Source organism: Nocardia heshunensis (assembly GCF_054782115.1).
This window is the reverse complement of sequence record NZ_BAAGTC010000002.1, coordinates 1,262,155-1,287,591: the sequence shown is the minus strand read 5'-3', so window position 1 is coordinate 1,287,591 and position 25,437 is coordinate 1,262,155. Positions and strand designations below refer to the sequence as shown.

Below are 25,437 nucleotides of genomic sequence, written 5' to 3'. Positions count from 1 at the left end.
TGGCGGACACCGTCATCGCAGGGCTCCCGTCAGTTCGTGACCGGGGCCACGACGATCGGCGGCAGCGATGCGACGCACTCCGCGCCCGACACCGCACCGGTGCGCACGAAGCCCGCGACGACCCCGATCACGCAGCCGCTCGGCTCCAGATCCGGCACGTGCCCGGTGTTGGGCACCGAGATGAAGGTCGAGCGCGCGAATTTCGCGGCCACCAGCTTGCCGTTGGCGTCGGGGGTGATGGCGTCCAGATCACCGGAGAGCACCAGCACCGGGACGTCCGGCAGCGGCGTGGTCACCTGGTCGGGCCGCTGGTGGCCGGGGATGCCGGGCCAGCGCAGGCAGGCGTCGCCGCCGTCGCGCTGCCCGCCGGTGAAGCCCTCGGCACTGAATGCCCCGAACTGGCCCGCGGCCTCGCCCAGTCGCTGCCGGAACTGCTGCTCACGCTGCGGCAGTGCCGCGTCCCGCGCCCACAGCGACGGATAGTCGTTGCAGGCCACCGTGATGTAGAGCCCGATGTTCTCGTAGGCGGGCTCCTCGGTGGTGAGCCGGACGAACTCGGTCAAGCCGGTGTCGTCGCCGCGCACGGAGTTGTGCAGGGCGGCGGGCAGCAGACCCAGCGGGGTCATGTGCTCCGGGGCCGCACCGACATTGCTGGTGGCGGCCTCGAACACCAGGCTGGCCAGCTTGGCCTCGGTCAGCAGCACTTCCGACTTGGCCTGCACCGGCAGCGGATGCTCGCGCAGCCGGGTGGCGACCGAACGCAGGTCGTCGACGGCGGTATTGCCGTCACAGGCCCGGCTGCGCTCGCAAATCCGTTGCAGCGCAAGGGAGACCGCCGCGGCATTGGGCCGCTGCAGCGGATCGTGATCCTGCGGGTAGGCACCGGTCAGCACCATCGACGCGACCCGGTCGGGATGACGCTGAGCGTAGACCGGCATCAGATACGTCCCGTAAGAGATGCCGTACGGGATCACCTTGTCGATGCCCAAGTGCGCCCGCACCGCATCGAAGTCGTCCACGGTGGCCGCCGAGGTGTATCCGGCCGCCTTGTCCCCCAGCCGATCCGCGCACCTGCCGACCAGATCCCGCTGCTGTTCCCGGGTGCCCAGCTGGTATTCGTCCGCGTCCACGCCGCAGTCGATCGGCCCCGACAGCCCGGTCCCGCGCGGATCGATCAGCAGCACATCGTGATCGGTGAGCAGCCCGGCGGTGCCCTGGGCGGCCTCGGCGGCGTGCGAGATCATCGGCACGCCGGGCCCGCCCGGGTTGGGCAGGATGGTGCCCGCCGCCCGCGCCCCGCCCGGATGCTTGATCCGCGCGTACGCCACATCGACCGTGCCGAGCTCCGCCCGCCCCTCGACCAGCGGCCGCGTCACCGTCCCGCAGTCCACCGCGTACCCCTCGACCGTGGGACACCACGCCAACGCGCGATCCCGCTCGCCCGCATCGCATCCCGTGATCAAACCCGCAGCTATCGCCGCCACCGCAGCCAAACCCATTCCGGACCGTATTCCAGCGCGCATGCCGTCGGCTCCCTCATCCGTGCGCCGCCCGGCACTTCCGGGCGGCTCACAGGAATCGTGCGCGGCCGAGGTCAAACCCGATTCAAACGAATGACAAAGGCGTGTAAGAATCCGCGCCCCGGAGAATCCGGACGCTAGTGCCCGGACCCTTCCGGCAATACGAGCGAGCCGTAACCACGCTGCCCGAGGGCCTTATTGGCGGTGCGGGCATAGGTCAGCCCGAGCGCCGACGGGTTCAGATTGAACAGATATGGCTGTTCCAGCCAGTTCGCGGGCGAGTACATCGCCTGCAGCAGTTCGATCGCGTGCCCCTGCACCGAGCCCTGCCTGCCCAGTACCACGTAGCAGCAGGATCCGGCCTTGTAGTCGTAGCCCTTGAACTTCTTCCAGAGGTTCATGGTCGCGCCGATGCTCAACAGCCAGTTCGAGAACTCCTGCGACGGATAGTTCTGCAGGTCGATCCCGAAACCGCTGACCGCGGCCACATATCCGTGCTGGGTGACCTTGTTGAGGTCGGTCATCATGGCGTGATAGATCGCCGGATTCGGTTTCAGCGACTGCTGACCCAGGTAGGTCTGGTAGTACAGGTGGCACATGATCGGCTCGTAGGTGTGCGGATCGTAGAGCGCCAGTTGATATCCGCCCACCGGCGCCACCTGGCCGGGCCCGACGACGTGCGGCGGGGGCGGTTCCACCGGCGGCGACGCCACCGCCACATTGCCATTGGTGATGATGCCCCAGCCGGTGGAAACATTGCCGCCGCCGGGTGCGGTGCCCGGGGTGTAGTCGGTGGCGCCGAAGACCAGGATCGCGCCGTTCGTGTACGCCTCCAACGCATCCGAGACCGCGGCGGCCTGCTGGCCGAAGAACAGATGGTTGAGTGGTTTCAGGGTGTACTCGATGACCGACGGGTTCTTCATGACCGCGTTCGACCACTGGGTGAAGATGCCGACGTGGTTGTCGCCGTAGCTGGGATTGAGGGCGTCGAGGATGGAGTTGTCGCCGCCGGTGGCGCTGACGGTGACCAGCCGGCTGTTGGACCAGCTCTTGCCGAGGGTGTCCCACTGCGTCTTGGATTCGGCCTTGCCCGAGGTGAATACGGCCTTGTACTCGAGGGTGATGTTGGCGCTGACCGACTGCTGGTTGGAGGAGTAGCTGGTCTGCACGGCCTCGTAGTAGTCGAGGCTGCCGCCCACGACGACCCGGTCGACCAAATGGGTTCCCCACTTGCGGAACACCGAGAAGAATTGCTCTTGATTTTGCGGCGTGAAGGTATCGGGCAGGTTCTTCACATCCGGATCATTGCGGAAAGCCGGGGTCTGACTGTCCGGCGATCGGTCGCCGAGTAGGAGATCCCACGCGGTGAAATCGGCTTCATAAATGCCGTAATAGTATGACTGGTCGGTATTTACAGTTTTCTGATAGGCCATGTCGAACTGGCCGCTGAACGCGCCGTAGGAGGCCTTGACGCCCGCCTTCTGCGAGAAATGCGACTGGAACTGTTCGACCGTGTTGTAAACATAGGACGAACCCGTGGTGTGCGTGGACTCGGTGGGCTGGGCGTTCTCCGGTACCTGATAGACGATCCCGGTAGGCGGATATTCCCAGGTCTTGTCCTCGGGACCAAGAGCGATTATCTGAGGCATGAGCGACTTGGCGCTATACGTTCCCAGAATATTGAATCCGCGCCCGATAGCGGATGCGCCGGGTATCAGCGACATAGTGTGATCCTTCCGTTGCCGTCCCCACAGCAATGGTAGGGTTTACGCGGTCGAAAGAACTTGCACTCCAAAGGAATTAAGAAACATACCCGCGGTCTCACAATTTCAGCTCCACGTACGCCCGAAACGGCGCGCGGGGGCTTCGCGTGAAATCTGCTGAGTCAGTTCAATAATCCTGTTTGTCCGGCTCTCGGCGTTTCCTGTCGACCACCCCTCGAACCAACCAGTTCCTTTGGTATGTTCGCGGCGGTGTAGCGAAATCGACCGAACGATCCGAACAAGGGGTGTGGACCTTGTCCTTTCGAACAGTGCGATCCAACAAACTCTCCGGCGGTCTCGCCGCGGCCGCTCTGACGGCTGGAATCCTCACGGCTACCGGCGCACCCGCCACGGCCGCCCCCGCCGACTGCCCCGGCCTCAATGTCATCGCGGTCCCCGGCACCTGGGAGACCTCCAAGGACGACCCGAAGCAGGGCATGCTCGCCCAGGTCACCCGCGGCCTGCCCGGCAAGGTCCGCACCGACTATGTGAGCTACCCGGCGACCGCCTTCCCCTGGGACGGCGAGGTCTACGGCAAGTCCAAGCACGATGCCGTCAATGCCGCCCGCGGTCTGGTCTCCGCCATGGCGGCCCGCTGCGGCGCAACGAAGTTCGCGCTGATCGGCTACAGCCAGGGCGCGGACGCCGCCGGTGACCTGGCCTCGGAGATCGGCACCGGCATCGGCGTCATCCCGCCCGACCGGGTCGCCGCCGTCGGCCTGGTCTCCGACCCGCGCCGCTCCCCCACCGACGCCATTGTCGGCCCGCAGGTCCCCGGCACCGGCGCGGGCGGCGCGCGGGCGGGCGGCTTCGGCTGGCTGAGTCCGAAGGTCCGCACCTTCTGCGCGGCGGGCGACCTCTACTGCTCGGTCCCCAACGATGATCTGGCGGGCCGCTCGGCGGGCCTGCTCACCCAGCTCACCGCCCAGGATCCGCTGCAGATCCCCAGCTATGTGCTGACCTTCCAGAACATCCTGGCCGAGGCGCTGATGCCGGGCTGGTCGGCGATCCTGTCCGCCCCGGCCGACGATCCGGCGGGCGAGCAGTGGCTGCGCCAGGTCCAGCAGTTCCTGGCCTCGGGCGTGCACCAGTCCTATCCGCGCTACGTCGTCGACGGCAACGGCACCACCGCCACCGGGTGGCTGCGCAACTGGCTCTCCGACACCGCCAACGACAACAACTGATCAGCAGGACGATTCGGCCAGCGCCCGGGCCAGCCAGTGCTGGGCGCCACCCGAGGTGATGGTCCCGGTGATCTCGCCGGTCAGGCTCCAATACCGGCGCACCCGGGGATCGGAATCAACCGCGTCGGCCACCAGCCGGCGACGGAAGCCCGGAGTGTCGCGCACGCCTCGCCCCGAGGCGTGCGCGGCCACGAATCGATCCAGTTCCGGCCCCGGCCGCGGTGACTCGTTCGCCAGCAGCAGCCCGCCGATCTCCTGACACGCCTCGGCGACCCCGTTGAGCAAGGCCCGCGGATGGCGGATCGCGCCCGGGTCCGCCCGCCACAACTGCCGGGCCATGACCGCACCGACCTCGGGATCCGCGATCGTTGCGGCCAGCTCGCCGAAGGCCAGCACGCGGCCGGGATCCCAGTCGCACACCGGATTCGGCACATCCATCTCGGCGAACGCCTCGAACACCTGCGGCGACAGCGGTGCGAGCAGCCGGGCCCAGAAGTCCAGCACCGTCCGATATCCGCGGCGCGGATCCTCCACCGCGAGCAACGCGTCCCGGCGTCGCGCCAGGGCGCCCAGTTCGGCGTCGACGCTCCCTCGCTCGGCGGCCACCGCCTCGGCCATCGTGCGCTCGCCCGCCAGCACTGCCGCGATCGACCCGAGTCCCAGGCCGAGCCCGCGCATCCGCCGCACCAGGACCAGCCGCTCCACCGCCTCGTCCGGATCGAACATCCGATGCCCGCCGGAACTGCGTCCCGCCGCCAAGACGCCTTCGTCGCAATAGAACCGGATCGTCCGAACCGGGACCCCGGTCCGCCGCGCCAGTTCCCCGATTCCGATCGGCCGCTGCGATGTGCGATAGCTCACAGTCACTTGAACCTCCACCCGACTGGAATTCCTACCGTCGAAACCATGACACCACAACAGATCTGGCAGGCCGTCGACACCGAACGCACCAGCCTGCACGAGATGCTGTCCACGCTCTCGGACGCCGACTGGAATCACCAATCCCTGTGTGAGAGCTGGCGAGTCCGGGACGTGGTGGCGCACGTCATCCTCTCGAGCAACCCTTCGACACTGACGATCCTGACCGGCCTGCTGCGCGCCCGCGGCGACCTGCACACCATGATCCGGGATACCGCCCTCCGGCATGCCGCGAAAACGCCACCCGCGCAGCTCCTCTCACAGTTGCGTGCCACCGTCGGCCTGCGCGTCACCGCCCTGGGCACCACGCCCACCGATCGCCTGATGGACCTGCTGGTCCATGGCCAGGACATCGCCATCCCCCTCGGCCTGCCCCGCGAGATGCCCGACGCCGCGGCCCGGACCGCCCTCGACCGCGTCTGGAAGGACGGCGATTGGCGCACCCTGGAGGCCCCGGCCTCGGAGCTGCTGCTGCAAGCCACCGGTCGCCACCGACCGTGAGTTTTCCGTTGGTCGTTCGTTGGTGGCCGGCCTCATTCTCAGTGCACTCGATCAGCACCGCATCGACCAGCACCGAAATGAAGGACCACCACCGATGATCGCCAACCACGTTCGTACCGCCGCCCGCGCCGCGCTCGCAGCGGCCGTCGTCGGTACCGCCAGTGTCGGATTCCTGTCGAGCATGGGCGTCGCCAGTGCAGGCGGGGACTACGGGCCCGACACCTGTCAGGAGGGCTACGTGTGGCGGGAAGCCAATGCGGCCGACCATGTTTGCGTCAGCCCGGCCAACCGCGCCCAGGCCAAGGCCGACAATGCGGCCGCCGCCTCGCGCAAGGCAGGCGGCGGCGCGTACGGACCCGACACCTGCGTCAACGGGTTCGTCTGGCGCGAGGCCTACACCGGGGACGTCGTGTGCGTCACCACCGCGGTGCGCCAGCAGGCCAAGGACGACAATGCCGCCGCCGCGGCCCGCAAGGCGTCGCTGAACATCTGGCTGACCACCTACACCTCCGGCGACCAGTGCAATGGCGATGTCTGCACACACGTGTCCGACTCCGGCAGCAAGTTCAAGATCAATGGCGACCATTTCAACAACGGCACCATCACCCTGATCGTCAACAGCAACAACGGGACTCGTCTGGCCACCTACACCGTCACGGCGGGCCAGCACGGCAACTACCCCGGCGCGTCCTTCGGCTACGAGACCAACATGTGGGACCCGACCAGCGGCTTCCACGCAGCCTGCAAGGGCGGCAACGACGCCTACATCCAGGCCTATGACCCGAATTCGCAGCGCTGGTCGGACAAGCTCTCCTTCAAGCACGACTGCAACGCGTAATCCGGCTGGGGGCGTTTGTCCCTTCGCGCACTCGCCACGGCTGACTAGCGTCGGTTCGGTCAGTCAGTCCGTGGCGATGTACGTGATCCGAGGAGTCGCAATGTCCGCATCCACGAAGGCCTTGAACCCGAACCAGCAGGTGGCGTTCGCGATGGTCAATGTCGTCACCTTCCTGATCGGGCTGGGCCTGTTGGCCGTGCTGGATCCGCGCGACTCGCGGTTTCTGTTGACCGCGTTGGCCGCGGCGGCGATCCTGGCGGTCGCGAACCTGCTCAAGTGGCGGATCAAGACCACCGCCGCCGATCACCTGCGGTATCCGGCGGGCAAGCTGGCCGATCAGTAGGCCCTCGTCGCGGGCCTCTGGAAAATCAGGAACACGTTCATTTAAAAACAGCCTCACCGGCACCCGTCTCGGGGTACGTTCCTGCCCGTGTCCGTCACCGGACCGGAAGGAATCGAAAGACTGTGTTCATCATCCCCGCGATCGGCGTGGTCCTGGTGGTCGCCGGACTGGTCCTGCGCTCACGCTCGAAGGCGACGCCCGCCACTGCCCCGGCCGCAAGTGCCTCCGCCCCGGCCAGGCTCCCCAGCAATACCGGCACCTTCGTCGCCATCGCGGGTGTCCTGGTGCTGGCGCTCGGCCTGCTCTCCGCCATCACCCACAACACCACCACGGCCACCCACGATCCCGAACTGGCCGTCGGCAACTGCGTGACCGCGAACGAGTACCGCAGCGCCCAGATCGGCAAGATCCATCCCACCGCCTGCGCCGATCACGCCGCCGTCTACGAACTGGCCGCCGCGGTCACCAACGGCGCCACCTGCCCGGACGGAAAGCTCAAGGACGCGGCCTATTTCGTCCTGACCGACGGCAACCATTCGCTGTGCTTCGCGCCGAACGTGAAGGTCGGTGACTGCTTCAGCATGCAGGCCGACGTCAACCAGATCACCCCGGTCGACTGTGCCGCCAAGAACGGCGCGGGCGTCACCGCGCAGGTCGGCGCGCGCTACGACGGCAGCACCGACACCAGTCAGTGCGCCATGCCCGCCGGGGCGACGGTCACCCCGCAGCCCGCCCGCGTGGTGTGCTGGCAGCCGGTCACACCCAGCTAGGACCAACGATCGGGCCCCGGCGGAGCAACCGCCGGGGCCCGAATTCGTCTGTGCGGGCGCTGAATTCCGCTACCGCGTCTAGCCCGCCGCGACCGGCACGAGCTGGTCCGCACTCAGCTGCGGGTAGGTCGGGTACTCGATCCCCGAGATGTACTGCACGGTCCGCACCACCTGGCACGAGTAACCGAATTCGTTGTCGTACCACAGGTAGAGGATCGCGGTGTCACCGTCGACGATGGTGGCATTGGCGTCCACGATCGAGGCCGCGCGCGACCCGATGAAGTCGCTCGACACCACGTCGGTGGCCGCGGTGAAATCGAGGTTGCGGCTCAGCGGACCCGACAGCGACACCTGCCGCAGGTACTCGAGCACCTCCTCGCGCGTGGTCTCGCGCCGCAGCTGCAGATTCAGGATCGCCACCGAGACATCCGGCGTGGGAACGCGAATCGAGCTGCCGGTGATCTTGGCCGCGAAGTCCGGCATGGCCTTCTTCACCGCGGACTGCGCGCCGGTCTCGGTGAGCACCAGGTTGAACGGCGCGGACCGGCCGCGGCGATCGGACTTGTGGTAGTTATCCAGCAGGTTCTGGTCATTGGTGAACGAGTGCACCGTCTCGACGTGCCCGCGCACGATGCCGAACTCGTCGTCCATCGCCTTGAGCGGCGGCACGATCGCGTTGGTGGTGCAGGACGCGCAGGAGTAGATGGTCTGCGACAGATCCAGTTCCCGGTGGTTGACGCCGTGCACGATATTCGGCACATCACCCTTGCCGGGCGCGGTCAGCACAACCTTCGCGATGCCGGGACGCAGGTGCTTCTCGAGCCCTTCGCGGTCGCGCCACTTGCCGGTGTTGTCGATCAGGATGGCGTCGTTGATCCCGTACTCGGTGTAGTCGATCTCCGAGGGGTCGTTGCTGTAGATGAACTTGATCTCGTTGCCATTGGCGATGATCGAGGAGTTCTCGGCGTCGACCTTGATGGTCCCGTTGAACTGCCCGTGCACCGAGTCCCGCCGCAGCAGCGAGGCCCGCTTGACCAGGTCCTCCTCGCCGCCCTTGCGCACCACGACGGCCCGCACGCGCAGGCCGTTGCCCGAGCCGACCTTCTCGATGAGCAGCCGGGCGACCAGTCGCCCGATCCGGCCGAAGCCGTAGAGCACGACGTCGCGCGGGCCCGGGGCCTGCGCCTTGTTCCCGGCGGTGATGTCGGCCAGTACGTCGGCGGCGAACTCCGCGACCGGCAGCCCGCGCTCGTCGGCGCGGTAGGCCATGACCAGGCGGCCCAGGTCGATCTTGCTCGGGCCCAGGTCCATGCCGCTGAGCACCTCGAGGAACGGGAAGGTCTCGTCGACCGACAGTTCCTCGCCCTCGATCTGCCGCGCGAACCGGTGGGTCCGCAGAATGCTGATCACCGACTTGTTCACCAGCGACCGGCTGTGCAGCAGGATCGTCACGCCCTTATCGCGATAGAGCTTTCCGATGATCGGAATCATCGCCTCCGCCGCAGCCTCGTGAGCATTCCAGCGGTCAAGATGGTCGGTAGTCAACACAAGTCCTCGGGGTCTGGCCGATCCGTACGAGAACCGATGCTATCCAGCGGCGGAGTATCACAATCCGCGGCTCCCCGCATGTGAGATCCAGATCGCTCTGTGCATCCGCGATCCGGATCGTTGTGAGGGCGGCCGCCCCGACACGGCCGCCTCCGCCCGATCGGGGCGCTAGTGCGCCGAGAGGCTGCTGAGCACCCCGTCGAGGTAGCCACCGCTGAATGCGCTGCCGAGCCCCGCGGTCGCGCTGCCCGCGTTCACGGATCCGGCTCCGACGGCCTGGCCCAGGTCCATGGCCGATCCGGGCGAGATGAGGTCGACATCGGTGGTGAGCGGAATCCCGTCCGCCGCAGCCGTTCCCATCCCGGCACCGAGCAGTGCGCAGGCCGCGAAGCCGGCGATAATGGTTCGTTTCATGAAGCTGTCCTCTTATCTGTGCACCGGAGCGAGTGCTGACTTCCCCCACTCCGCGCGCCAGAGCATATGAAACATCGCCAATTCACATGAGCGTTTCGGCCCGTTTGCTACCAATCTCATAGCGTTGCACCACCTCGGCCAATTCCGGCCAGCCGCACAGGAATACATCCCGAATTGGACCGGTGCCCAGTTGGCACAGCACGCCCATGGCCGACACCGCCGCCCGCGCCATCGTGGTGAGCTCCGGCGGCAGCGTCATCTGCCGGAAGACATTGGACAGCTGGATCCGCGTGATCACGCCGACCTGCTCCCGCATCCACTCGGTGGTGAGCCGGAAATCGTCCTGCAGCAACACATCCAGGAACGGCGACACGATGCGGACCAGCTCGTCGACATCGAAGTCCTGTCCCGGTTGCACGAATCCATAGGTGCGCAGCGAGGTTTCGAGTTGCTCCGGGGTGCCGTTGTAGAGGGCGTCACCGAGTTCGGCGACCAAGCGGCGCAGATGCGGGGGCACCGGAGCGCACGCCCCGAAATCGACCACACCGATTCGCCCGTCGGGCAGCAGCAGAAAATTTCCGGGATGCACATCGCTGTAGAGAATTTCGCATCGCAGCTTCGAGGATTCGAGGAATTCCAGAATGGCGAGACCGGCACGGCTGCGGTCCCCCATGCTGGCATCGGCGACCAAGGTCCCGAAGGATTTCCCCGGAACCCACTCGCTGATCAGCACGTCGTCGGCGCACTCGATCACGTCGGGCACGAGGAACCGTGAGTCACCGGCGAAGGCGGCGGCGAAGATCCGCTGATGCGCGGCCTCGAGCCGATAGTCCAGTTCGTCGCTGACCGTCCGGCAGACCATCTCGACAATGGCTCCGACATCCGCACCGGGCATGACCGCGCCGATGATCCCGGTCAGTCCGCGCAGGGTCCGCAGATCCGCCTCGGCGGCCTCCCGCACGCCGGGGTACATCACCTTCACGGCGACAGTGCGCCCGTCGTGCCAGATCGCCCGATGCACCTGCCCCAGCGAAGCGGCCGCGGCCGGGCGATCCTCGAAACTGCGGAACAGGCCGCGCCATTCGTCGCCGAAGCTCGCGGCCAGCACCTGATGCACCAGCCCCGGCAGCATCGGCGGCACCGAATCCTGCAACCGGCTCATCGCCTCGCCCGCCGCCTCGGCCAGCTCCGCCCACTCGGGGCCGACCGCGTCGAACGGCAGGATCGATCGATACACCGCGGCCAGCTGCCCGACCTTGGCGGCGCAGCCCTTCAATTCCCCGAGCACCTCGAAAAGGTGCTCGGCGGTGCGCAATTGCACCTGCCGATCGATATCGGCCGCCGACCGCCCCAGCAACCGGCGTCCACGCCCGGCCATCCGCCGACCCGCGTACGCCACCGGCAATCCGGCCAGCTTGGCGTCGCGGACCAGCCGATTCGTCGGCATCGACTGCCCGTTCGCGCGCATCACACCCGGAAATGGGATTACCCGTCCCACACCGACCCCCGATTCAGTTCCAACCATGCCGAACCGCCTACCGTCTTGCGGTCTGTAGTCTGGCACACATTCGAACCCGGCGGTGAACAAAGTTGTTCGCAGCAAACAGGCAGCCGAACCGTGGCCGCGCCGGTTTCGGCGCGGCGACGGCCGAACTCAGCGCGCGGCGATGAGCGCCGAACCGTGGCCGAAGAGGCCCTGGTTCACCGCGATACCCGCGCGAGCGCCCTCCACCTGACGGCCGTCGGCCTGCCCGCGCAACTGCCAGGTCATCTCACACACCTGCGCGATCGCCTGCGCCGGAATCGCCTCGCCGAAGCAAGCCAGCCCGCCACTCGGGTTGACCGGCACGCGGCCGCCCAAAGTCGTTGCGCCACTGCGCAACAGCTGCTCGGCGCCGCCTTCCTCGCACAGGCCGATGTCCTCGTACCAGTCCAGTTCCAGCGCGGTCGAGAGGTCGTAGACCTCGGCGAAGGACAGCTCGTCGGGTCCGAGTCCGGCCTCCTCGTACGCGGCGTGCGCGATGGCGGAACGGAAGGTGCGCGACGGCGGCTCCACCGCGACGGCCGAGTCGGTCGAGAAGTCCGGCAGATCCACCACGGTCTTCGGGAAGGTCGGCGTGACGGTCGAGAGTGCCTTGATGCGAACGGGATCCGCAACACCGTGGCGTCGCGCGTACTCCATCGACGTCAGCACCAGCGCCGCGCCGCCGTCACTGGTGGCGCAGATGTCGAGCAGCCGCAACGGATCCGACACGATGGCCGAGGCGGCGATCTCCTCGACCGACACCTCCTTGCGGTAGCGCGCATTCGGGTTGTTCAGACCGTGGCGGGCGTTCTTCACCTTGACCGCGGCGAAGTCGTCGAGGGTCGCGCCGTGCAAGGCCATCCGGCGGCGCGCATAGAGCGCGAAGTAGATGGGGTTGGTCGCGCCGAGCAGATGGAAGCGCAGCCAGTCCGGGTCGTCGCGGCGCTCGCCGCCGACCGGCTGGAAGAAACCCTTCGGGGTGGTGTCCGCGCCGACCACCAGCGCCACATCGGTCAGCCCGGCCAGGATCTGGGCGCGGGCATTGGCGATGGCCTGCGCGCCGGAGGCGCACGCGGCGTAGCTGCTCGAGATCCGCGCACCGGACCAGCCCAGCGCCTGCGCGAAGGTCGCGCCCGCGACGAAGCCCGGGTAGCCGTTGCGGATGGTGTCCGCACCGGCGATGTAGCCGACATCGCGGTAGTCGATGCCCGCGTCGGCGAGCGCCGCACGCGCCGCGACCAACCCGTATTCGACGAAGTTGCGTCCCCACTTGCCCCACGGGTGCATGCCCGCACCCAGGATGGCGATATCGCGATTCGCGTCAGTCATTGACCGGCCTCCACATCCACACCGTGTGTTCGGCTTCCTCGTCCTCGTAGAGCGTGCCGACGGCCAGCTCGACCGGCATGCCGACGGCCAGATCGTCGACGGTGAAGCCGCGCACGACCTGGCCGAGGATCACCATCTTCTCGACCTCGAGCTCCACGGCCGCAACGACATACGGCTCGAACGGATCGCCCGAGACGTACGGGGCGGGTGGCTTGTAGCGGGCGTCCGCGTACGACCAGATCGTCCCGCGCGTGGAGAAGAGGTACTCCTCCAGCTCGGATCCGTCCTTCGAACCGGCACACTGCGGATTGCGGCAGGCCAGGCTGTTGCGTGGGAAGTACGGTGTGCCGCAGTCTTTGCAGCGACTCCCCTTCAGCCGGACCGCGCCGTCCTCCGACGTGAACCAGTCGGCCACGGCGGGGCGTTGTTCTTTCTGCACAATCCCGACGGTATAGGAACACGTTCTATTTTGGGAGGGGAATCCGCTCCGCCGATGCGCGCCCGCGAGTACGGTCGGAACCGTGGGCACCAAAGCCATCGACCCGCGGTCGATCCGCAACGTCACCCTGATCGGAAACCCCGAGGACACCGCCCGACTGGCCCACCGCCTGCTGCGCGCGCACGGAACTTCCGACTCCCCCACCACGATCCGCTGGGTGACCGATCGCATCGAACACACCATCCGCATCACCGAACTGGCCGCCCACGCACCCATGGCCGCCCTGGAACGCTCGATCCGGGTGGCCGACGGCCTGATCGCGGTCACCGACGCCGCCGCACCTGGCAATCCGCGCCTGCAGACCATGCTGCGCATCGCCGACGACCACCAGGTCGCCCGGCTATGCCTCATCCGCGGCCTCGACCAGCCGTCCGCCGATTTCGACCGCTGCCTGCGCTCTCTCGCCGAAACCCGCGGCGCGACACCGCTACCGCTGCAGAGCCCGTCCAGCGACCCCCACATCATCGATCTGGTGGCGATGGCCGAACTCATCCCGCTCGCGGCCGAAACCTACGGTGGCCATTGGATTGTCGCCGAGGACGCCTATCGCACCCTGGCGAAGACGCTCGCACCGCACCCGCCCGGACGCTGGCAGCAACGCATCCGCCAGCTGACCCGCATCGGCGACATCGTCCCCGTCCTGTGCGGTGCGGCCCCGCCGGACGACGGCATCGCGCCACTGCTCGACGCTGTCGTCCGCTACCTGCCGTCACCCCTGGATGTCTGCCAGCCCGAACACGCCCTCGACTACTGACCGCGCGCCGCGCGATTACCATCGGTCGGCGTGTCACCCGCTGCGCCGCCGCCCCAACCCGATCGCTGGTCCACGTATCCGAATCAGCGAACCGTCTTGGCGGTCACGCACAATACGACGGCGGCGACGCGGCTGTTCGACACGGTGGGGCTGCTGGCTTCCGATCCGCGGATCCGAATTGTGTTCAGCCGCACCGGATCATCGGTGTTCGATACGGATACCGCGGGGTTCCTGGCCGCGCGTGGAGCGCACGAGATCCCTTGGGCGGAAGCACTTTCCAGTCGTTTCGATCTTGCGGTGTCGGCGAGTTACGGGGGAAAGTTACATCGAATTCGAGCTCCTTTATTCGTGGTGCCACACGGAATGGGATACAATAAATACCTCAGCAAAGAAACAAAGAAACAAAGAAACAAAGAAACACGGTAGCGCGGTATTCGGTTTATCCCGAGAATGGTTGGTACACAAGGGCCATGTGGTCCCGTCGACCATTGTGCTCAGTCACGAGGAGCAGCGCGAAAGGCTGCGCCGATCCTGTCCGGAAGCCGTCCCGAACACTCTGGTCGCAGGCGATATCTGCTTCGATCGCATGCGGGCCAGCCTGCCACTGCGGGCCACCTACCGGCGCATTCTGGGGTTACGCCGGGCCCAGCGCCTGATTGTCGTCACCTCGACCTGGGGGCCGGATTCCCTGCTGGCCATCGCACCCGATCTACCTCGCCGCCTGGCGTGCGCGCTGCCCGCCGATGAATTCCGGGTGATGCTGGCTCCGCACCCGAATATCCGTGCACACCATTCTCGTTGGCAGTTCGCCCAGTACCTGGCCGACGCCGAGCGAGCGGGAGTGCATATTCCCGAGGACGTGGACGATTGGCGTGCCGCATTGGTCGCCTGCGATCTGGTCGTCGGTGACCACAGTTCGGTGGCGTTCTACGGGGCTGCCCTGGGACGACCATTGCTGTTGGCGACCGCACCCACACATACCGTCGACCCCGCGTCGCCGATCGCGCAGATGCTTTCCGCCGCACCGCGACTCGATCCACATGCCGATATGGAGGAGCAGATTCGCCGGGTGTGCGCCGCCGATCCGGCCGAGCATTTCGCCGGAATCGTCGAGCAGACAACATCATTCCCGGACAAGAGCCCGCAATTGCTGCGCACCGCCATGTACGACACCTTGCGGCTACCGGAACCCGTTCAGTCCGCAGCAGCTGCGGTCCTCCCCGCCGCCGCACCCTTGAGCACGACCGCCGAGGCGCACATCGTCACCGTCACGATGACCGCCGATCGGCAGGCGACCATCGTGCGCCACCCCGCCGAACGCCTGCATACGGGGATGCCGAATGCCGCCGGAACGCATCTGGCCGTTCATGTTCGAGGTGCGGACCTGGGGCTGCTGGATCTCGCCGACCTGCTGATCGGACCCCCGGGCTCCGAGGCCGGCGAATGGATCGAGGACACTCTGGCCGAGGTCCCCGGCTGCCTGGTCGCCGCCGCGCCGATGACGTCCGGCCACTGGCTGGTCGGCGACCGCCGCCTGCTCGTGGACGTGCAGGGCCCCGATGCGGCGTGCCGCCTGTTCGCGTCGATCTTCACTCGGTTCAGCGATCGTGACGACGAACTCCCCACGGGGACATGGTGTATCGACTGCGCCGACCGGAGCCATGCCGTACTGGTCACACGAAGGGACTGACCAGGATCACCCCAATGCGGCGAGCGCGGCATCCACCGCGGCGACGGATTCGGCGAAACACAGTGCTTCATAACGGCTTCGAGCCTGCCGGTAGAGTTCCCCAGCCTCCTCGCGACCACCCGCCCTGGCGGCAAGTTCAGCCCGGGACACGAGAATCTCCGCCTCGTCGAACGGGCGACCACGCTCCCGCATAACGGTCTCCGCCGCATCGAATTCGGTTCGGGCCGTGTCGAGATCACCCAGCGCGACCAGCTTCCGGCCACGCCACAGGGCGACCTTGGCGAGATTCTCGGTCTCATCGGAGTCGAGATCGCCGAACAACCCCGCAGCCTCGTCGAACAGCCGCAGCGCCGCCGCCGGGTCCTCGGCCTTCCCGCCGTGCAGGGCCGCCAGCGCGATCCGGCGCGGGTCACCGAGGGCCCGCGCCAGTTGGTAGTTGCGGCGCATCGCGTCACGTGCGGCCGCGACATCGTTGCGCGCCAACAGGGCCAATCCCAGCCCTTCGACGGCGGACGCCTCGAGCTGCCGTGCCGCCTCGCTAGGTTCGAGTGCGGCGGCGAGCTGGGCGGCCTGCTCGAAATGTGCCGTGGCCTCTGACAATTCACGCAGCCAGTAGTGCAGGAAGCCCATCTGAGCGAGCAACAGACTGGCCAGCGCATGCTCCCCTGCGCGGTGCGCGGCCGGAATGGCGCGCAGGTGCAGGGCGCGCATGGTGTCCAGGTGCTTGTCCTTCTCGTGGAAGGACCACAGCAGCACACACCAGTGCACCAGGTATTCGGGCTCCCCGGCGGTCTCCGCGTGCAGCGCGGCGGCCACCAGATTGGGCAGCTCCCGCGCCACCCAAGTCCGAGCGGCCCCCGCATCGGCGAATTCACCAGCACCGGAATCGTTCTCGACGAGAAGCAGCCGACGCCACGGTCGGGCCGGGGCGAGCACGACATCCGCTGCCCGGAGTCGACGACCGAAATACGTCAGCAACGCCAGCTCGGCTCGTTCGCGTTCACCGCCGAGGACCGGCACCGTGCGAGCGTGGACCCGCATCAGGTCGATGGCCTGGAACCCGCCGTCACGCTCGGTGACAAGATGCAGATTCGCGAGTTCCACCAGTGCACACAGGGTCTCGCCGCGTGCCACCCCGACCGCCGCCACCACCGCATCCACGTGGAGCCATCCGTCGTGCCCGTGCAAGCCGAATACCCGATAGCACTGCTGAGCGAGTTCCGACACCGCGTCGTAAGCGGTGCCGAATATCTCCGGCAGGGACAACTGCTGGGAACGTCGGCCTTCATCGGACAGCAACTCCGCTACGGTCGCCACCGCGCGGTTCGGATGCGCGGCGAGCATTCCCGCAGCGATCTCCACGGCGCGCGGCACGTTGCCGCACAGTCGCAGAATCCGATGGGCTGCTTCCGGTTCGGCCGCGATTCGGTCGAATCCGACAAGTCGGCCCAGTAGTTCGTTGGCATCATCATCGGTCAGCTGGTCGAGTTCGCACACGACAACGCCTTTGCCGTTGAGGTCCGTGGCCGCACCCGCACCCGCCACCACCAGTAGCGAGGCGCCGTCGGCAGGACACAGCGAGCGGATCTGAGCCTTGGTCTTCACATTGTCGATGACGATCAACAGCCGAAGCTCCGCCGTGCGCGTGTGGTATCGCCCGAGCAACGCGTCGCGTCGATCTGGGATGTCCTCGGGCCGGTCCCCCAATCCTTGCAGCAGTTGGGCGATCACATCCGAGAATTGCGAGTCCCCCTGAGGACCATCGGGCAGAGTGCACAGCAACTGCCCATCCGGGTACTCCCCGGCCAACCGGTGCGCGAACTCGATCGCCGTGTGCGACTTGCCGATCCCGTGCAGGCCGGTGAATACCACCGTCGAATTTCCGGCTGTACTGCGCGCCCGTACGGCCGCATCGGTGAGGATCTCCTCCCGATCGACGTGATTGCGATTCCGCTGTGGCAACTGCCGGGGCACACGGCCGTCGTACACCATCCACCTCCCCTGCTCTCCCCGCAGCCTACCGCGTGGTTCGGCAGCGAAAGGCCTTTACGCACTGGCATTTTCGCCTCGGCATCCATACCCGAGGAAGTCCCGGCCACAACCATTCGTGCCGCGAGCAGATGAGGTTTCTGCTGCAATGATCCGGTGACTGCAAAGCGCCGGATCCTACTGTTCTCGGTCCTCGCGGCATCCATCGCGCTCGTCGGCATCGTCTATCTCGTCCCGATCTGGTTCACCCGGGATGGCAAGCCGGAGGAGGCTTTACGTAATCATTTGACGGCCGCTCTCGGCGTCGCAACGCCGATCGCGGTCTGCCTCGTCGGCTACGCCAAGTATCGGCTCGACCGCAGCAAGCAGCGCGCCGACAGCTTCCAGACAGCTATGGACAGACTGCTCGGCAGCGACGCCGATACCCGCGCCGACGCGGTCCGTGCCCTCGAGCGAATGATGACCTACTCTCCCGATTACCGTGCCCGCATCCTCGAGTCCTACGCCGATCTCCTGCGCACACGAGCCGGCGCAACGCCACCGACCGGTCCCCGTACAGCCCTCCCCAGTGACGTCCTGGCCGTCCTCACGGCCTTACGCCGACGCCACCCCACCGCTGCGGATTCCCCGTTGAACCTCACGGGTGTCCGCCTACCCCGCGCGCCCCTGCACGATATCGACCTGTCCGGAGCCCAACTCGCCGACGCAGACCTCAGATCCGCGAACCTGCACCACACCATCCTCACCAACGCGAACCTCGACCACGCGAACCTCACCTCCGCGAACCTCACCGGCGCGTCCCTGCACGGAGCGCAGCTCACCTCCGCGAAGCTGGTCGAAGCAACCTTGACCGCCTGCGACCTCACCGGAACAACCGTCGACGACGCCGCCCTGGCCGGAGCCGACTTGACCGCCGCCGATCTACGAGGCGTCGACCTCCGGAGAAGCTCCGGCCTCACCGTGGACCAGATCGCCACCGCGAAAACCGATTCGAGCACCCTCTCGCCAGCTCGAACACACTGACATACGCGCGTCACGGCAAGGCCGAATTGCGGCGGCTCAGGACACGCACCCCATGACCGCTCGATCGTAAGACCGCGATGCACCGGAGAAGGGTGTGGCCGTCCGCACCGGACTCAGCGATGAGTGCGGTGGGTATGACGGCCAGCACTGCGGCTGGACCGCCGCGAGACCCGGTGCGCCGGTGCGACTCACAGCTCGCTCATAACTCGCGCCAATATCGCGCGCATCTCCCGCCGCCAGGATTCCCATCGCGGCCGGGACAGGCGAACGCCTCGTTCCGGGATCGCACCGACGACAGGAGAACTCTTATGGCCTACTCGAAGCTGTCGAGAAACACCGCGACTGCCGCGGCCGTGCTCGGACTGCTCGCCGCCACGGCAGGCATCGCGGCCGCGGATCCCGCACCCGATCAGCCGGGCGGGCCTACCTCGGGTCAGCAGTGCCCGCCGCCTCCCGGTGACGGGCAGGGGCAGCCGCCGCAGGGCCAACCGCCCCAGGGGCAGCCGCCGCAGGGTCAGCCCCCGCAGTGCCCCGCGCAGTGATCGGGGCAGAGACATGCCGATTCCCCGTGCTAGGAGCGGGCTGATCGTCCGAGCCCTCACCGTTATGGCCGGTCTCGCCGCGGTCGGCGCTGCGACGACCCTTACCGATAGTCCCCGAGCGTTCGTCGCCGGAACCGATGTGGGCTCGGCGATCTCACCTTCGGGGCTGGCCGCGGGGTCGACGAATAGCTCGCCCCACCAATGCACCGCGGCGGGTCTGGCCATCAGCATCAGCGGCGAATCCGCCGTGGACTGCTCCGGCATCACCACCGGCAGCTCCTAACGAGCTGGAGGCAGGAAACCGATGTCGGTGAAGTAGTCGATGTAGCGGCCGAGGACGACACCGTCCACCGCGCTACCCGCCGACTCGGGCCCGGGCTCGGCGTTGGCCGCGCCGAGCCCGGTGTAGTTGATGCTGAGGGCGGCCGCGCGGGCGAGGGTGTGGTCGCCGGTGGACGGGTGTTGTTCGGCGGATTCGGCGAGTGCGGTGCCGAAGCACTCCGGGGCGACCGGTCGGAGCTGGTGGCCACGGGTGCGGAGTTGATCGAGCACCTCCCGCAACGACACCCGCTGTGGTGTGGTCTCGCCGTCGGGATTTCGCCGGACGATGGCCGCCGCCACGTGATCCACAGGGCTGGCATCGATTGCGACGTCGCCGAGATCCGGGGCCATGCCGAGAACTACCATGGCGCGCACCATGGTCCACACCGCATCGTCGACGCTGCCCGCGCCGGTGCGGGTATCGCCGGTGATGAGGGCCGGGCGGTGGATGACGGTGGGGATCCCGCGCTCGGCCGCGGTGACCACGAGCCGTTCGGCGGCCCACTTGCTCAGCAGGTAGCCGGGGGCATCGGCCGGCGGTTCGGCGGAGTCGGAGGCGGGCAGCGAGGCGGTCGAAACGTAGTGGACGGGCTTGAGCCGGGTGGTGGCGGCCAGGCGCAGCACCTCGGCGGTGCCACCGACATTCGCGTCCCGCAGGCGAGCGTACGGTTCCAGGTGATTGACCGCCGCGCCGTTGTGATAGATGACGTCGACAGAGTCCGCGAAGTCGGCGAAACACTGTGCGCCCAAACCCAATTGCGGCTGCGCGAGATCACCCGCGACGGGCACGATCCGGTCGGCGTAGGCATTGAAATCCAGACGGTAACGTTCGGCAGCGGCTGCGATCCGATCTCCTGCGGCGGTGTCGGATGCGGCACGCACCAGGCAATGGACTGTGGCCGAGGTGTTTTCGAGGAGTTCGCGCAGCAGGAAGATGCCCAGGAATCCGGTTGCCCCGGTCAACAGGATCGTCCGCGGTTTGCCCGCGTGGGCCGGAGCACGGTCGACAGCGCTGATGTCCGGGTCGAGGACGGCATCGGCGCGCGGGTCCGGACCGGCCGGGAGCGCGACCGACTCGTCACGCAGCGCGACCGCCAGCTCACCGACCCTCGGGTGGGTGAACAGAGATCGCAATGGCACCGGCAATTCAAGCCTTTGGGCCAGCGCGGCCCGCACGCGGATGGCGGTCAGCGAGGTGCCTCCGAGGGCGAAGAAGTCGTCGTCACGCCCCACCCGCTCGATGCCGAGCAGCTCGGCGAATACCTCCGCGACGGCCTGCTCGTCGGCGGTGACGGGCGGCCGGAACTCCCGTTCGGCCGCCTGCGGATCCGGCAGCGCGGCACGGTCGAGCTTTCCCGTCGCACCCAGGGGCAGTTCGTCGATCACCAGCACCTGGGACGGAATCATGTACCCGGGCAACCTGTCTCGGGCTGCTGCCAGTACGGCTTCAACATCCACCGTGACACCGGCAGCCGGAGTCACATACCCGATCAGCTGTTCACGACGGACCAGCGCGGCGGCCCGGTCGACCGAGGGGTGCTCGCGCAGCGCGGCCTCGACCTCCCCCGGTTCGATCCGCAATCCGTGCAGTGACAGCTGGAAGTCTGTGCGGCCCAGGAACTCCAGCACCCCATCGGCCTGCATCCGGACCAGGTCGCCGGTGCGGTACATGCGCGAGCCTGCCGGACCGTAGGGATCGGCGGTGAATCGGTGCGCGGTCTGCCCGCCCGCGCCCTCGTAGCCGCGCGCCAGCTGCGCCCCGGTCAGATACAGCTCCCCTGCAACGCCCGACGGCACCGGACGCAGGCGTGAATCCAGCACGTACACACCGGTATCGGGGACCGGGCGTCCGATCGGCACCTGGCCGTCGGCCGTGCAGCGATGGAAGGTCGAGGTGACGGTTCCTTCGGTAGGCCCGTAGGTGTTGTCGATGATCGCCGGGTGACATTCCCGCACCCGTGCGACCAGCCACGGCGGTAGTTCCTCGCCGCCGATGGATAGATACCGCAGGCTCGCAGGGAGTTCCGCGTTGTCGTCGGCCAGCAGCAGCGCCAGCATCGAGGGCACCGACTCGAGGATCGCCACTTCGTGCCGGCGCATCGTCGCCAGCAGATAGTCGGGGTCCAGGTGGCCGCCCGGGCATGCCAGCACCAGTCGCGCACCGATCTGCAAGGGCAGGAACAACTCCCACACCGAGGCGTCGAAGGTGACCGGTGTCTTGTGCAGGAAGGCGTCGGCGGGCCCGAGATCGTAGTGCCCCCGCATCCAGCCCAGCTGATTCACCACGGCGGAGTGGGTGACCACCACGCCCTTGGGGCGCCCGGTGGATCCGGAGGTGAACAGCACGTAGGCGGCATTCGACAAGCGCAGGGGTGCAAGGCGATCCGCATCGGTGACCGCATCACTCGCCTGCTTGGACAGATCCAGTCGGTCGAGAGCCACCTGCCGCACGGCGGTATCCAGCTGGCCGTCCGCGGTGAGAACGCATATGGGCCGGACTGTATCGAGGATGTGCCCGATCCGCTCGGCCGGATGGTCCGGATCGATCGGGACGTACGCGCCACCGGCTGTCAGCACGGCGTAGATCGCCGCGAGCATCTTCGGCGACCGCGGAATAGCCACCGCCACGCGGCTCTCCGGGCCCACCCCGTACGAAATCAGCTCTCGCGCAAGTCTGTTCACCCAGGAGGCGAACTCGGCATAGGTGTAGCTGCGATCCTCGAACACCACGGCGACGGCATCCGGGGTGATCGCGGCATGGAAGGGATCGAGTACCGTCCCCGACGGAACCGGTTGCCGCGCCGCCGATCCCATGGCCGTCAGTGCGGTGCGCTCGGTTTCGGTCAGTAGCGGCAGATCCCCTACCGGCCGTTCCGGGTCGGCCACCGCCGCTGTCAGCACCTGGGTCAGATAGCGCGCCAGCGCCGCCATCCGGTCTTCATCGAAGAGATCGGTCGCATACCGCCACGAGCACGGTAGCCCGCCCGCCTCGCCGACCGGCTCGACCACGGTCAATTCCAACTCGAATTCCGCGACCTCCCGGCCGGATTCGACGCCCGCGATGGTGAGTTCGGGTAGTCGCAGCACCTGCTCACCGAGATTCTGGAAGACCAGCAGCACCTGCACGAGCGGTTGATATGCCTCGGTGCGCGGCGGATCCAACTCCTCCACCAGGCATTCGAACGGCACATCGGCATGGTCGAAGGCGGCCAGATCGGTGTCGCGGACGCGATCCAGCAGCCGCGCGAACGACTCGTCCTCGTCGATTGCGGTGCGCAACACCAGGGTGTTGACGAACATGCCGATCAGATCGTCGAGCTCGCGCGCACCGCGCCCGGCCAGCACCGTGCCGACCGCGACATCATCGGTTCGCGCCAGCCTGGCAAGAACGACGGCGAGCGCCGCATGCATCACCATGAACAGCGACACACCACGCTCCCGCGCCAGCCGCGTCAGCGCGCCGCGCAACTCCGCGTCGATCTCGAATTCGTAAGCCGCGCCACTGGTTCCGAGCACGGCGGGGCGTGGCCGGTCGGTCGGCAGCTCGAGCAGCGGCGGCAGCCCGTCGAGCGTGTCTCGCCAGTACCGAAGCTGCTGGGACAGCAGCGAATCCGGATCGTCGCGGTGACCGAGCATGGTGCGCTGCCAGATCGCGTAATCGGCGTACTGCACCGGCAGGGACGTCCATGCGGGCGAGCGCCCCTGAGCCCGCGCCAGATAGGCGGCGGTGAGATCGCGGATCAGCGGATCCAGCGAAAACCCGTCCGCCGCAATGTGATGCACGACCACCGACAGCACGAACTCGTCCTTGGCCGCCTGGAACACCCCGGCCCGCAACGGCACTTCCCGCGTGACGTCGAATCCGCGCGCGGACAACGCCTCCAGTGCGGCAAGCAAATCGGCTTCGGTGACCGGCCGGGGCGTCAGCTCCAGCCGGACCCGGTCGGCCGACAGCACCAACTGACATCCGGCTCCGTCGACCTCCGGATACACCGTCCGCAGCACCTCGTGCCGTTCGACCACATCGCGGACGGCCGCGGCCAGCGCCGCCACATCCAACGTCCCGGACAACCGCAGCGCGATGGTGATGTGGTGGGCGGCCGAATCCGGATCCAGCCTGGCTAGGAACCACATTCGCTGCTGCGCCAGCGACAGCGGAGCCCGCTCACCGCGCACCTGCGGGGCCAGGGCCGCGAGTGCGCCCGAGGTCGCGCAGCGCACCGCGACCGCGAGGTCGGCGACGGTCGGGTGATCGAACACCATCTCGACCGGAATCTTGCGACCGAACGCCGCGCCCAGCCGCCCGGCCAACCGCATGGCCAGCAGCGAATTGCCGCCCAGCTCGAAGAAATCGTCCCCGGCCCCCACCTGCCCGACGCCCAACAGCCGGGCGAACTCCTCCGCGATCAGCGACTCGGCCTCACCCGCCGGTGCGCGATACTCGCGGGTGCACAGCACCGGCTCCGGTAGGCGCGCACGATCCAGCTTGCCCGCCGGGGTGACCGGAACAGCGTCGATGACGACGATCGCCGCGGGCACCGCATGGCGGGGTAGCGCGATCCGGGCCCGCTCGCGCAAGGCGGACACGTCGACCGCTGCGTCCGCCAACGGCAAAACATAAGACACCAAAGCGTTTTCACCGCTCGGCAAGATTCGCACGGCCGTAATCGCCAGCGCCACCGAGTCATCGGCCGCCAGCACGGCGTCGATCTCGCCCAGCTCCACCCGGAAGCCGCGGATCTTGACCTGCGCATCCGTGCGGCCCAGGTATTCCAGCTCGCGGCTGCCCCGCCTGGTGACCCACCGGACCACATCGCCCGTGCGGTACATGCGCTCTCCGGTCCCACCCGGATGCGCGACGAATCGCTGCGCCGTCAGCGCGGGCCTGCCGTGATAGTCGCGCGCCAGCCCAGGCCCCGACACATAGAGCTCACCGGCCGCACCGTCGGGAACCAGCCGCAGCCGCGAATCCAGCACCAGCGCGGTCACACCCGGGATGGGCGATCCGACCGTGACGGTTTCGGCGGCGGCGAGCGATTCACTGATGGTGACCGCGACGGTGCTCTCGGTCGGGCCGTAGAGGTTGAAGAACCCACGATCCGACCAGCGCGTCACCAGTTCCGGCGGGCACGCCTCACCACCCACCAGCAACGTGCGCAGCTCCGGCACCCCGTGCCGATCGAGTCCGGCCAACACCGCCGGCGTGAGGAACGCATGGCTCACCCGCTCCGCACGCAACAGCTCGGCCAACTGTTCCCCGCCATAGCAATCCGCTGGCGCGATGACCATCGTCGCCCCGGATCCGCAAGCCAGCAGCAATTCCAGCACCGCGGCATCGAAGCTCGGCGACGCGAAATGCAGCGTCCGCGCCTGCGAGGTCACACCGAATCGGCGAGTCACCTCCGCACACAACCCCGCCAGCCCCGCATGGGTGACCGTGACACCCTTCGGCTGCCCGGTCGACCCCGACGTATAGATGACATAGGCCGCATTGCCGCCGTGCAACCTGCGCACCCGCTCGCCGTAATCCACCGGCCGATCGGAAGCCAACGCGAGCGCGGCCCCGCAAGCCAGCGAATCAAGATCCAGCCACCGCACCCCCGCACCCCACTCGGAATGCAGACCACTCGACGAAATCCCCACCGCTGCACCGGAATCCGCCAGCATGTACCGCACCCGCTCGGCCGGATACCGCGGATCCACCGGCACGTAAACGGCCCCGCACTTCGCCACCGCCCACAGCGCCACCACCGAGTCGATCGACCGCGGTAGCGCGACCGCCACCCGATCCTCCGGCCCGATCCCCCGCCCGATCAACACCCGCGCCAACCGCGAAGACCGCCGATCCAACTCGGCATAACTCAGCTCTTCCCCCGCACACCGCACCGCCACCCCGCCCGGATTCGCCTCGACCGCCCCCACCAGCAACTGCGGCAATGTCCGCGTCCGAGCCCCCCGCCCCCGCA

21 protein-coding genes are annotated in these 25,437 nt (G+C 67.6%); 11 read left to right on the top strand and 10 right to left on the bottom strand.

Features of this window, described 5'->3' with window-relative positions; translation table 11 throughout:
* Positions 1-29: 29 nt before the first annotated feature.
* Positions 30-1,523, bottom strand: a complete 1,494-nt coding sequence (locus tag ACYVN4_RS05995) for an alpha/beta fold hydrolase (protein WP_460718204.1) — start codon at positions 1,521-1,523, stop codon at positions 30-32.
* Positions 1,524-1,657: 134 nt separating this feature from the next.
* On the bottom strand, positions 1,658-3,244 hold the full coding sequence (locus tag ACYVN4_RS05990; protein ID WP_460718203.1) for an MAC/perforin domain-containing protein: 1,587 nt from the start codon (positions 3,242-3,244) through the stop codon (positions 1,658-1,660).
* Positions 3,245-3,552: 308 nt separating this feature from the next.
* On the opposite strand from ACYVN4_RS05990, the gene ACYVN4_RS05985 reads away from it, so the two are divergent.
* Positions 3,553-4,467: a cutinase family protein gene (locus ACYVN4_RS05985; protein ID WP_460718202.1), complete on the top strand. Its 915-nt coding sequence runs from the start codon at positions 3,553-3,555 to the stop codon at positions 4,465-4,467.
* Here ACYVN4_RS05985 and ACYVN4_RS05980 read toward each other — a convergent pair whose 3' ends face one another.
* On the bottom strand, positions 4,468-5,328 hold the full coding sequence (locus ACYVN4_RS05980) for a helix-turn-helix domain-containing protein (protein ID WP_460718201.1): 861 nt from the start codon (positions 5,326-5,328) through the stop codon (positions 4,468-4,470).
* A gap of 45 nt (positions 5,329-5,373) precedes the next feature.
* Here ACYVN4_RS05980 and ACYVN4_RS05975 point away from each other — a divergent pair, with 45 nt between their 5' ends.
* The 4 genes from ACYVN4_RS05975 to ACYVN4_RS05960 all read left to right on the top strand — a co-directional run bounded on the left by ACYVN4_RS05975 (position 5,374) and on the right by ACYVN4_RS05960 (position 7,837).
* Positions 5,374-5,886, top strand: a complete 513-nt coding sequence (locus ACYVN4_RS05975) for a maleylpyruvate isomerase family mycothiol-dependent enzyme (protein ID WP_460718200.1) — start codon at positions 5,374-5,376, stop codon at positions 5,884-5,886.
* 94 nt (positions 5,887-5,980) lie between these two features.
* The gene (locus ACYVN4_RS05970; protein WP_460718199.1) at positions 5,981-6,724 is read left to right on the top strand and encodes a hypothetical protein; all 744 of its coding nucleotides are present in this window, start codon (positions 5,981-5,983) and stop codon (positions 6,722-6,724) included.
* A gap of 100 nt (positions 6,725-6,824) precedes the next feature.
* Positions 6,825-7,067 carry a hypothetical protein gene (locus ACYVN4_RS05965; protein ID WP_460718198.1) on the top strand — a complete coding sequence of 81 codons (243 nt, stop codon included), beginning with the start codon at positions 6,825-6,827 and terminating at the stop codon, positions 7,065-7,067.
* Positions 7,068-7,189: 122 nt separating this feature from the next.
* Positions 7,190-7,837, top strand: a complete 648-nt coding sequence (locus tag ACYVN4_RS05960; protein WP_460718197.1) for a hypothetical protein — start codon at positions 7,190-7,192, stop codon at positions 7,835-7,837.
* A gap of 78 nt (positions 7,838-7,915) precedes the next feature.
* Here the strand turns inward: ACYVN4_RS05960 and ACYVN4_RS05955 are convergent, their stop codons facing one another.
* From ACYVN4_RS05955 to ACYVN4_RS05935, 5 genes are all read right to left on the bottom strand, one after another.
* A complete protein-coding gene (locus tag ACYVN4_RS05955; protein ID WP_460718196.1) occupies positions 7,916-9,382 on the bottom strand; it encodes a glyceraldehyde-3-phosphate dehydrogenase in 1,467 nt (488 codons plus the stop codon).
* A 171-nt stretch (positions 9,383-9,553) separates the two neighbouring features.
* Complete coding sequence (locus ACYVN4_RS05950; RefSeq protein ID WP_460718195.1) at positions 9,554-9,799, bottom strand: hypothetical protein; 246 nt, start codon at positions 9,797-9,799, stop codon at positions 9,554-9,556.
* An 82-nt stretch (positions 9,800-9,881) separates the two neighbouring features.
* Positions 9,882-11,246, bottom strand: a complete 1,365-nt coding sequence (locus tag ACYVN4_RS05945) for an ABC1 kinase family protein (RefSeq protein ID WP_460718194.1) — start codon at positions 11,244-11,246, stop codon at positions 9,882-9,884.
* Between the two features lie 207 nt (positions 11,247-11,453).
* A complete protein-coding gene (locus ACYVN4_RS05940) occupies positions 11,454-12,653 on the bottom strand; it encodes a lipid-transfer protein (protein WP_460718193.1) in 1,200 nt (399 codons plus the stop codon).
* Positions 12,646-13,092 (bottom strand): Zn-ribbon domain-containing OB-fold protein, encoded by a 447-nt coding sequence (locus tag ACYVN4_RS05935; RefSeq protein WP_460718192.1) that lies wholly within the window; start codon positions 13,090-13,092, stop codon positions 12,646-12,648. Before ACYVN4_RS05935 ends, ACYVN4_RS05940 begins: the two co-directional genes overlap by 8 nt.
* A gap of 82 nt (positions 13,093-13,174) precedes the next feature.
* On the opposite strand from ACYVN4_RS05935, the gene ACYVN4_RS05930 reads away from it, so the two are divergent.
* The 3 genes from ACYVN4_RS05930 to ACYVN4_RS05920 all read left to right on the top strand — a co-directional run bounded on the left by ACYVN4_RS05930 (position 13,175) and on the right by ACYVN4_RS05920 (position 15,596).
* Positions 13,175-13,906, top strand: coding sequence for a GTP-binding protein (locus tag ACYVN4_RS05930; RefSeq protein ID WP_460718191.1), 732 nt, complete (start codon positions 13,175-13,177; stop codon positions 13,904-13,906).
* Positions 13,907-13,936: 30 nt separating this feature from the next.
* Positions 13,937-14,332: a hypothetical protein gene (locus tag ACYVN4_RS05925; RefSeq protein WP_460718190.1), complete on the top strand. Its 396-nt coding sequence runs from the start codon at positions 13,937-13,939 to the stop codon at positions 14,330-14,332.
* A gap of 64 nt (positions 14,333-14,396) precedes the next feature.
* On the top strand, positions 14,397-15,596 hold the full coding sequence (locus tag ACYVN4_RS05920) for a hypothetical protein (RefSeq protein ID WP_460718189.1): 1,200 nt from the start codon (positions 14,397-14,399) through the stop codon (positions 15,594-15,596).
* A 6-nt stretch (positions 15,597-15,602) separates the two neighbouring features.
* On the opposite strand, the gene ACYVN4_RS05915 is transcribed toward ACYVN4_RS05920, so the two are convergent.
* The gene (locus ACYVN4_RS05915; RefSeq protein WP_460718188.1) at positions 15,603-17,588 is read right to left on the bottom strand and encodes a hypothetical protein; all 1,986 of its coding nucleotides are present in this window, start codon (positions 17,586-17,588) and stop codon (positions 15,603-15,605) included.
* Positions 17,589-17,741: 153 nt separating this feature from the next.
* Here ACYVN4_RS05915 and ACYVN4_RS05910 point away from each other — a divergent pair, with 153 nt between their 5' ends.
* The 3 genes from ACYVN4_RS05910 (at position 17,742) to ACYVN4_RS05900 (ending at position 19,433) form a co-directional block, all read left to right on the top strand.
* Positions 17,742-18,608 carry a pentapeptide repeat-containing protein gene (locus ACYVN4_RS05910; RefSeq protein WP_460718187.1) on the top strand — a complete coding sequence of 289 codons (867 nt, stop codon included), beginning with the start codon at positions 17,742-17,744 and terminating at the stop codon, positions 18,606-18,608.
* 308 nt (positions 18,609-18,916) lie between these two features.
* Positions 18,917-19,150 carry a hypothetical protein gene (locus tag ACYVN4_RS05905; RefSeq protein ID WP_460718186.1) on the top strand — a complete coding sequence of 78 codons (234 nt, stop codon included), beginning with the start codon at positions 18,917-18,919 and terminating at the stop codon, positions 19,148-19,150.
* Positions 19,151-19,163: 13 nt separating this feature from the next.
* Entirely contained in the window at positions 19,164-19,433 is a 270-nt protein-coding gene (locus ACYVN4_RS05900; protein WP_460718185.1) for a hypothetical protein, read from the top strand.
* Here the strand turns inward: ACYVN4_RS05900 and ACYVN4_RS05895 are convergent.
* Positions 19,430-25,408: a non-ribosomal peptide synthetase gene (locus ACYVN4_RS05895; protein ID WP_460718184.1), complete on the bottom strand. Its 5,979-nt coding sequence runs from the start codon at positions 25,406-25,408 to the stop codon at positions 19,430-19,432. The genes ACYVN4_RS05900 and ACYVN4_RS05895 overlap by 4 nt on opposite strands.
* Between the last annotated feature and the right edge of the window lie 29 nt (positions 25,409-25,437).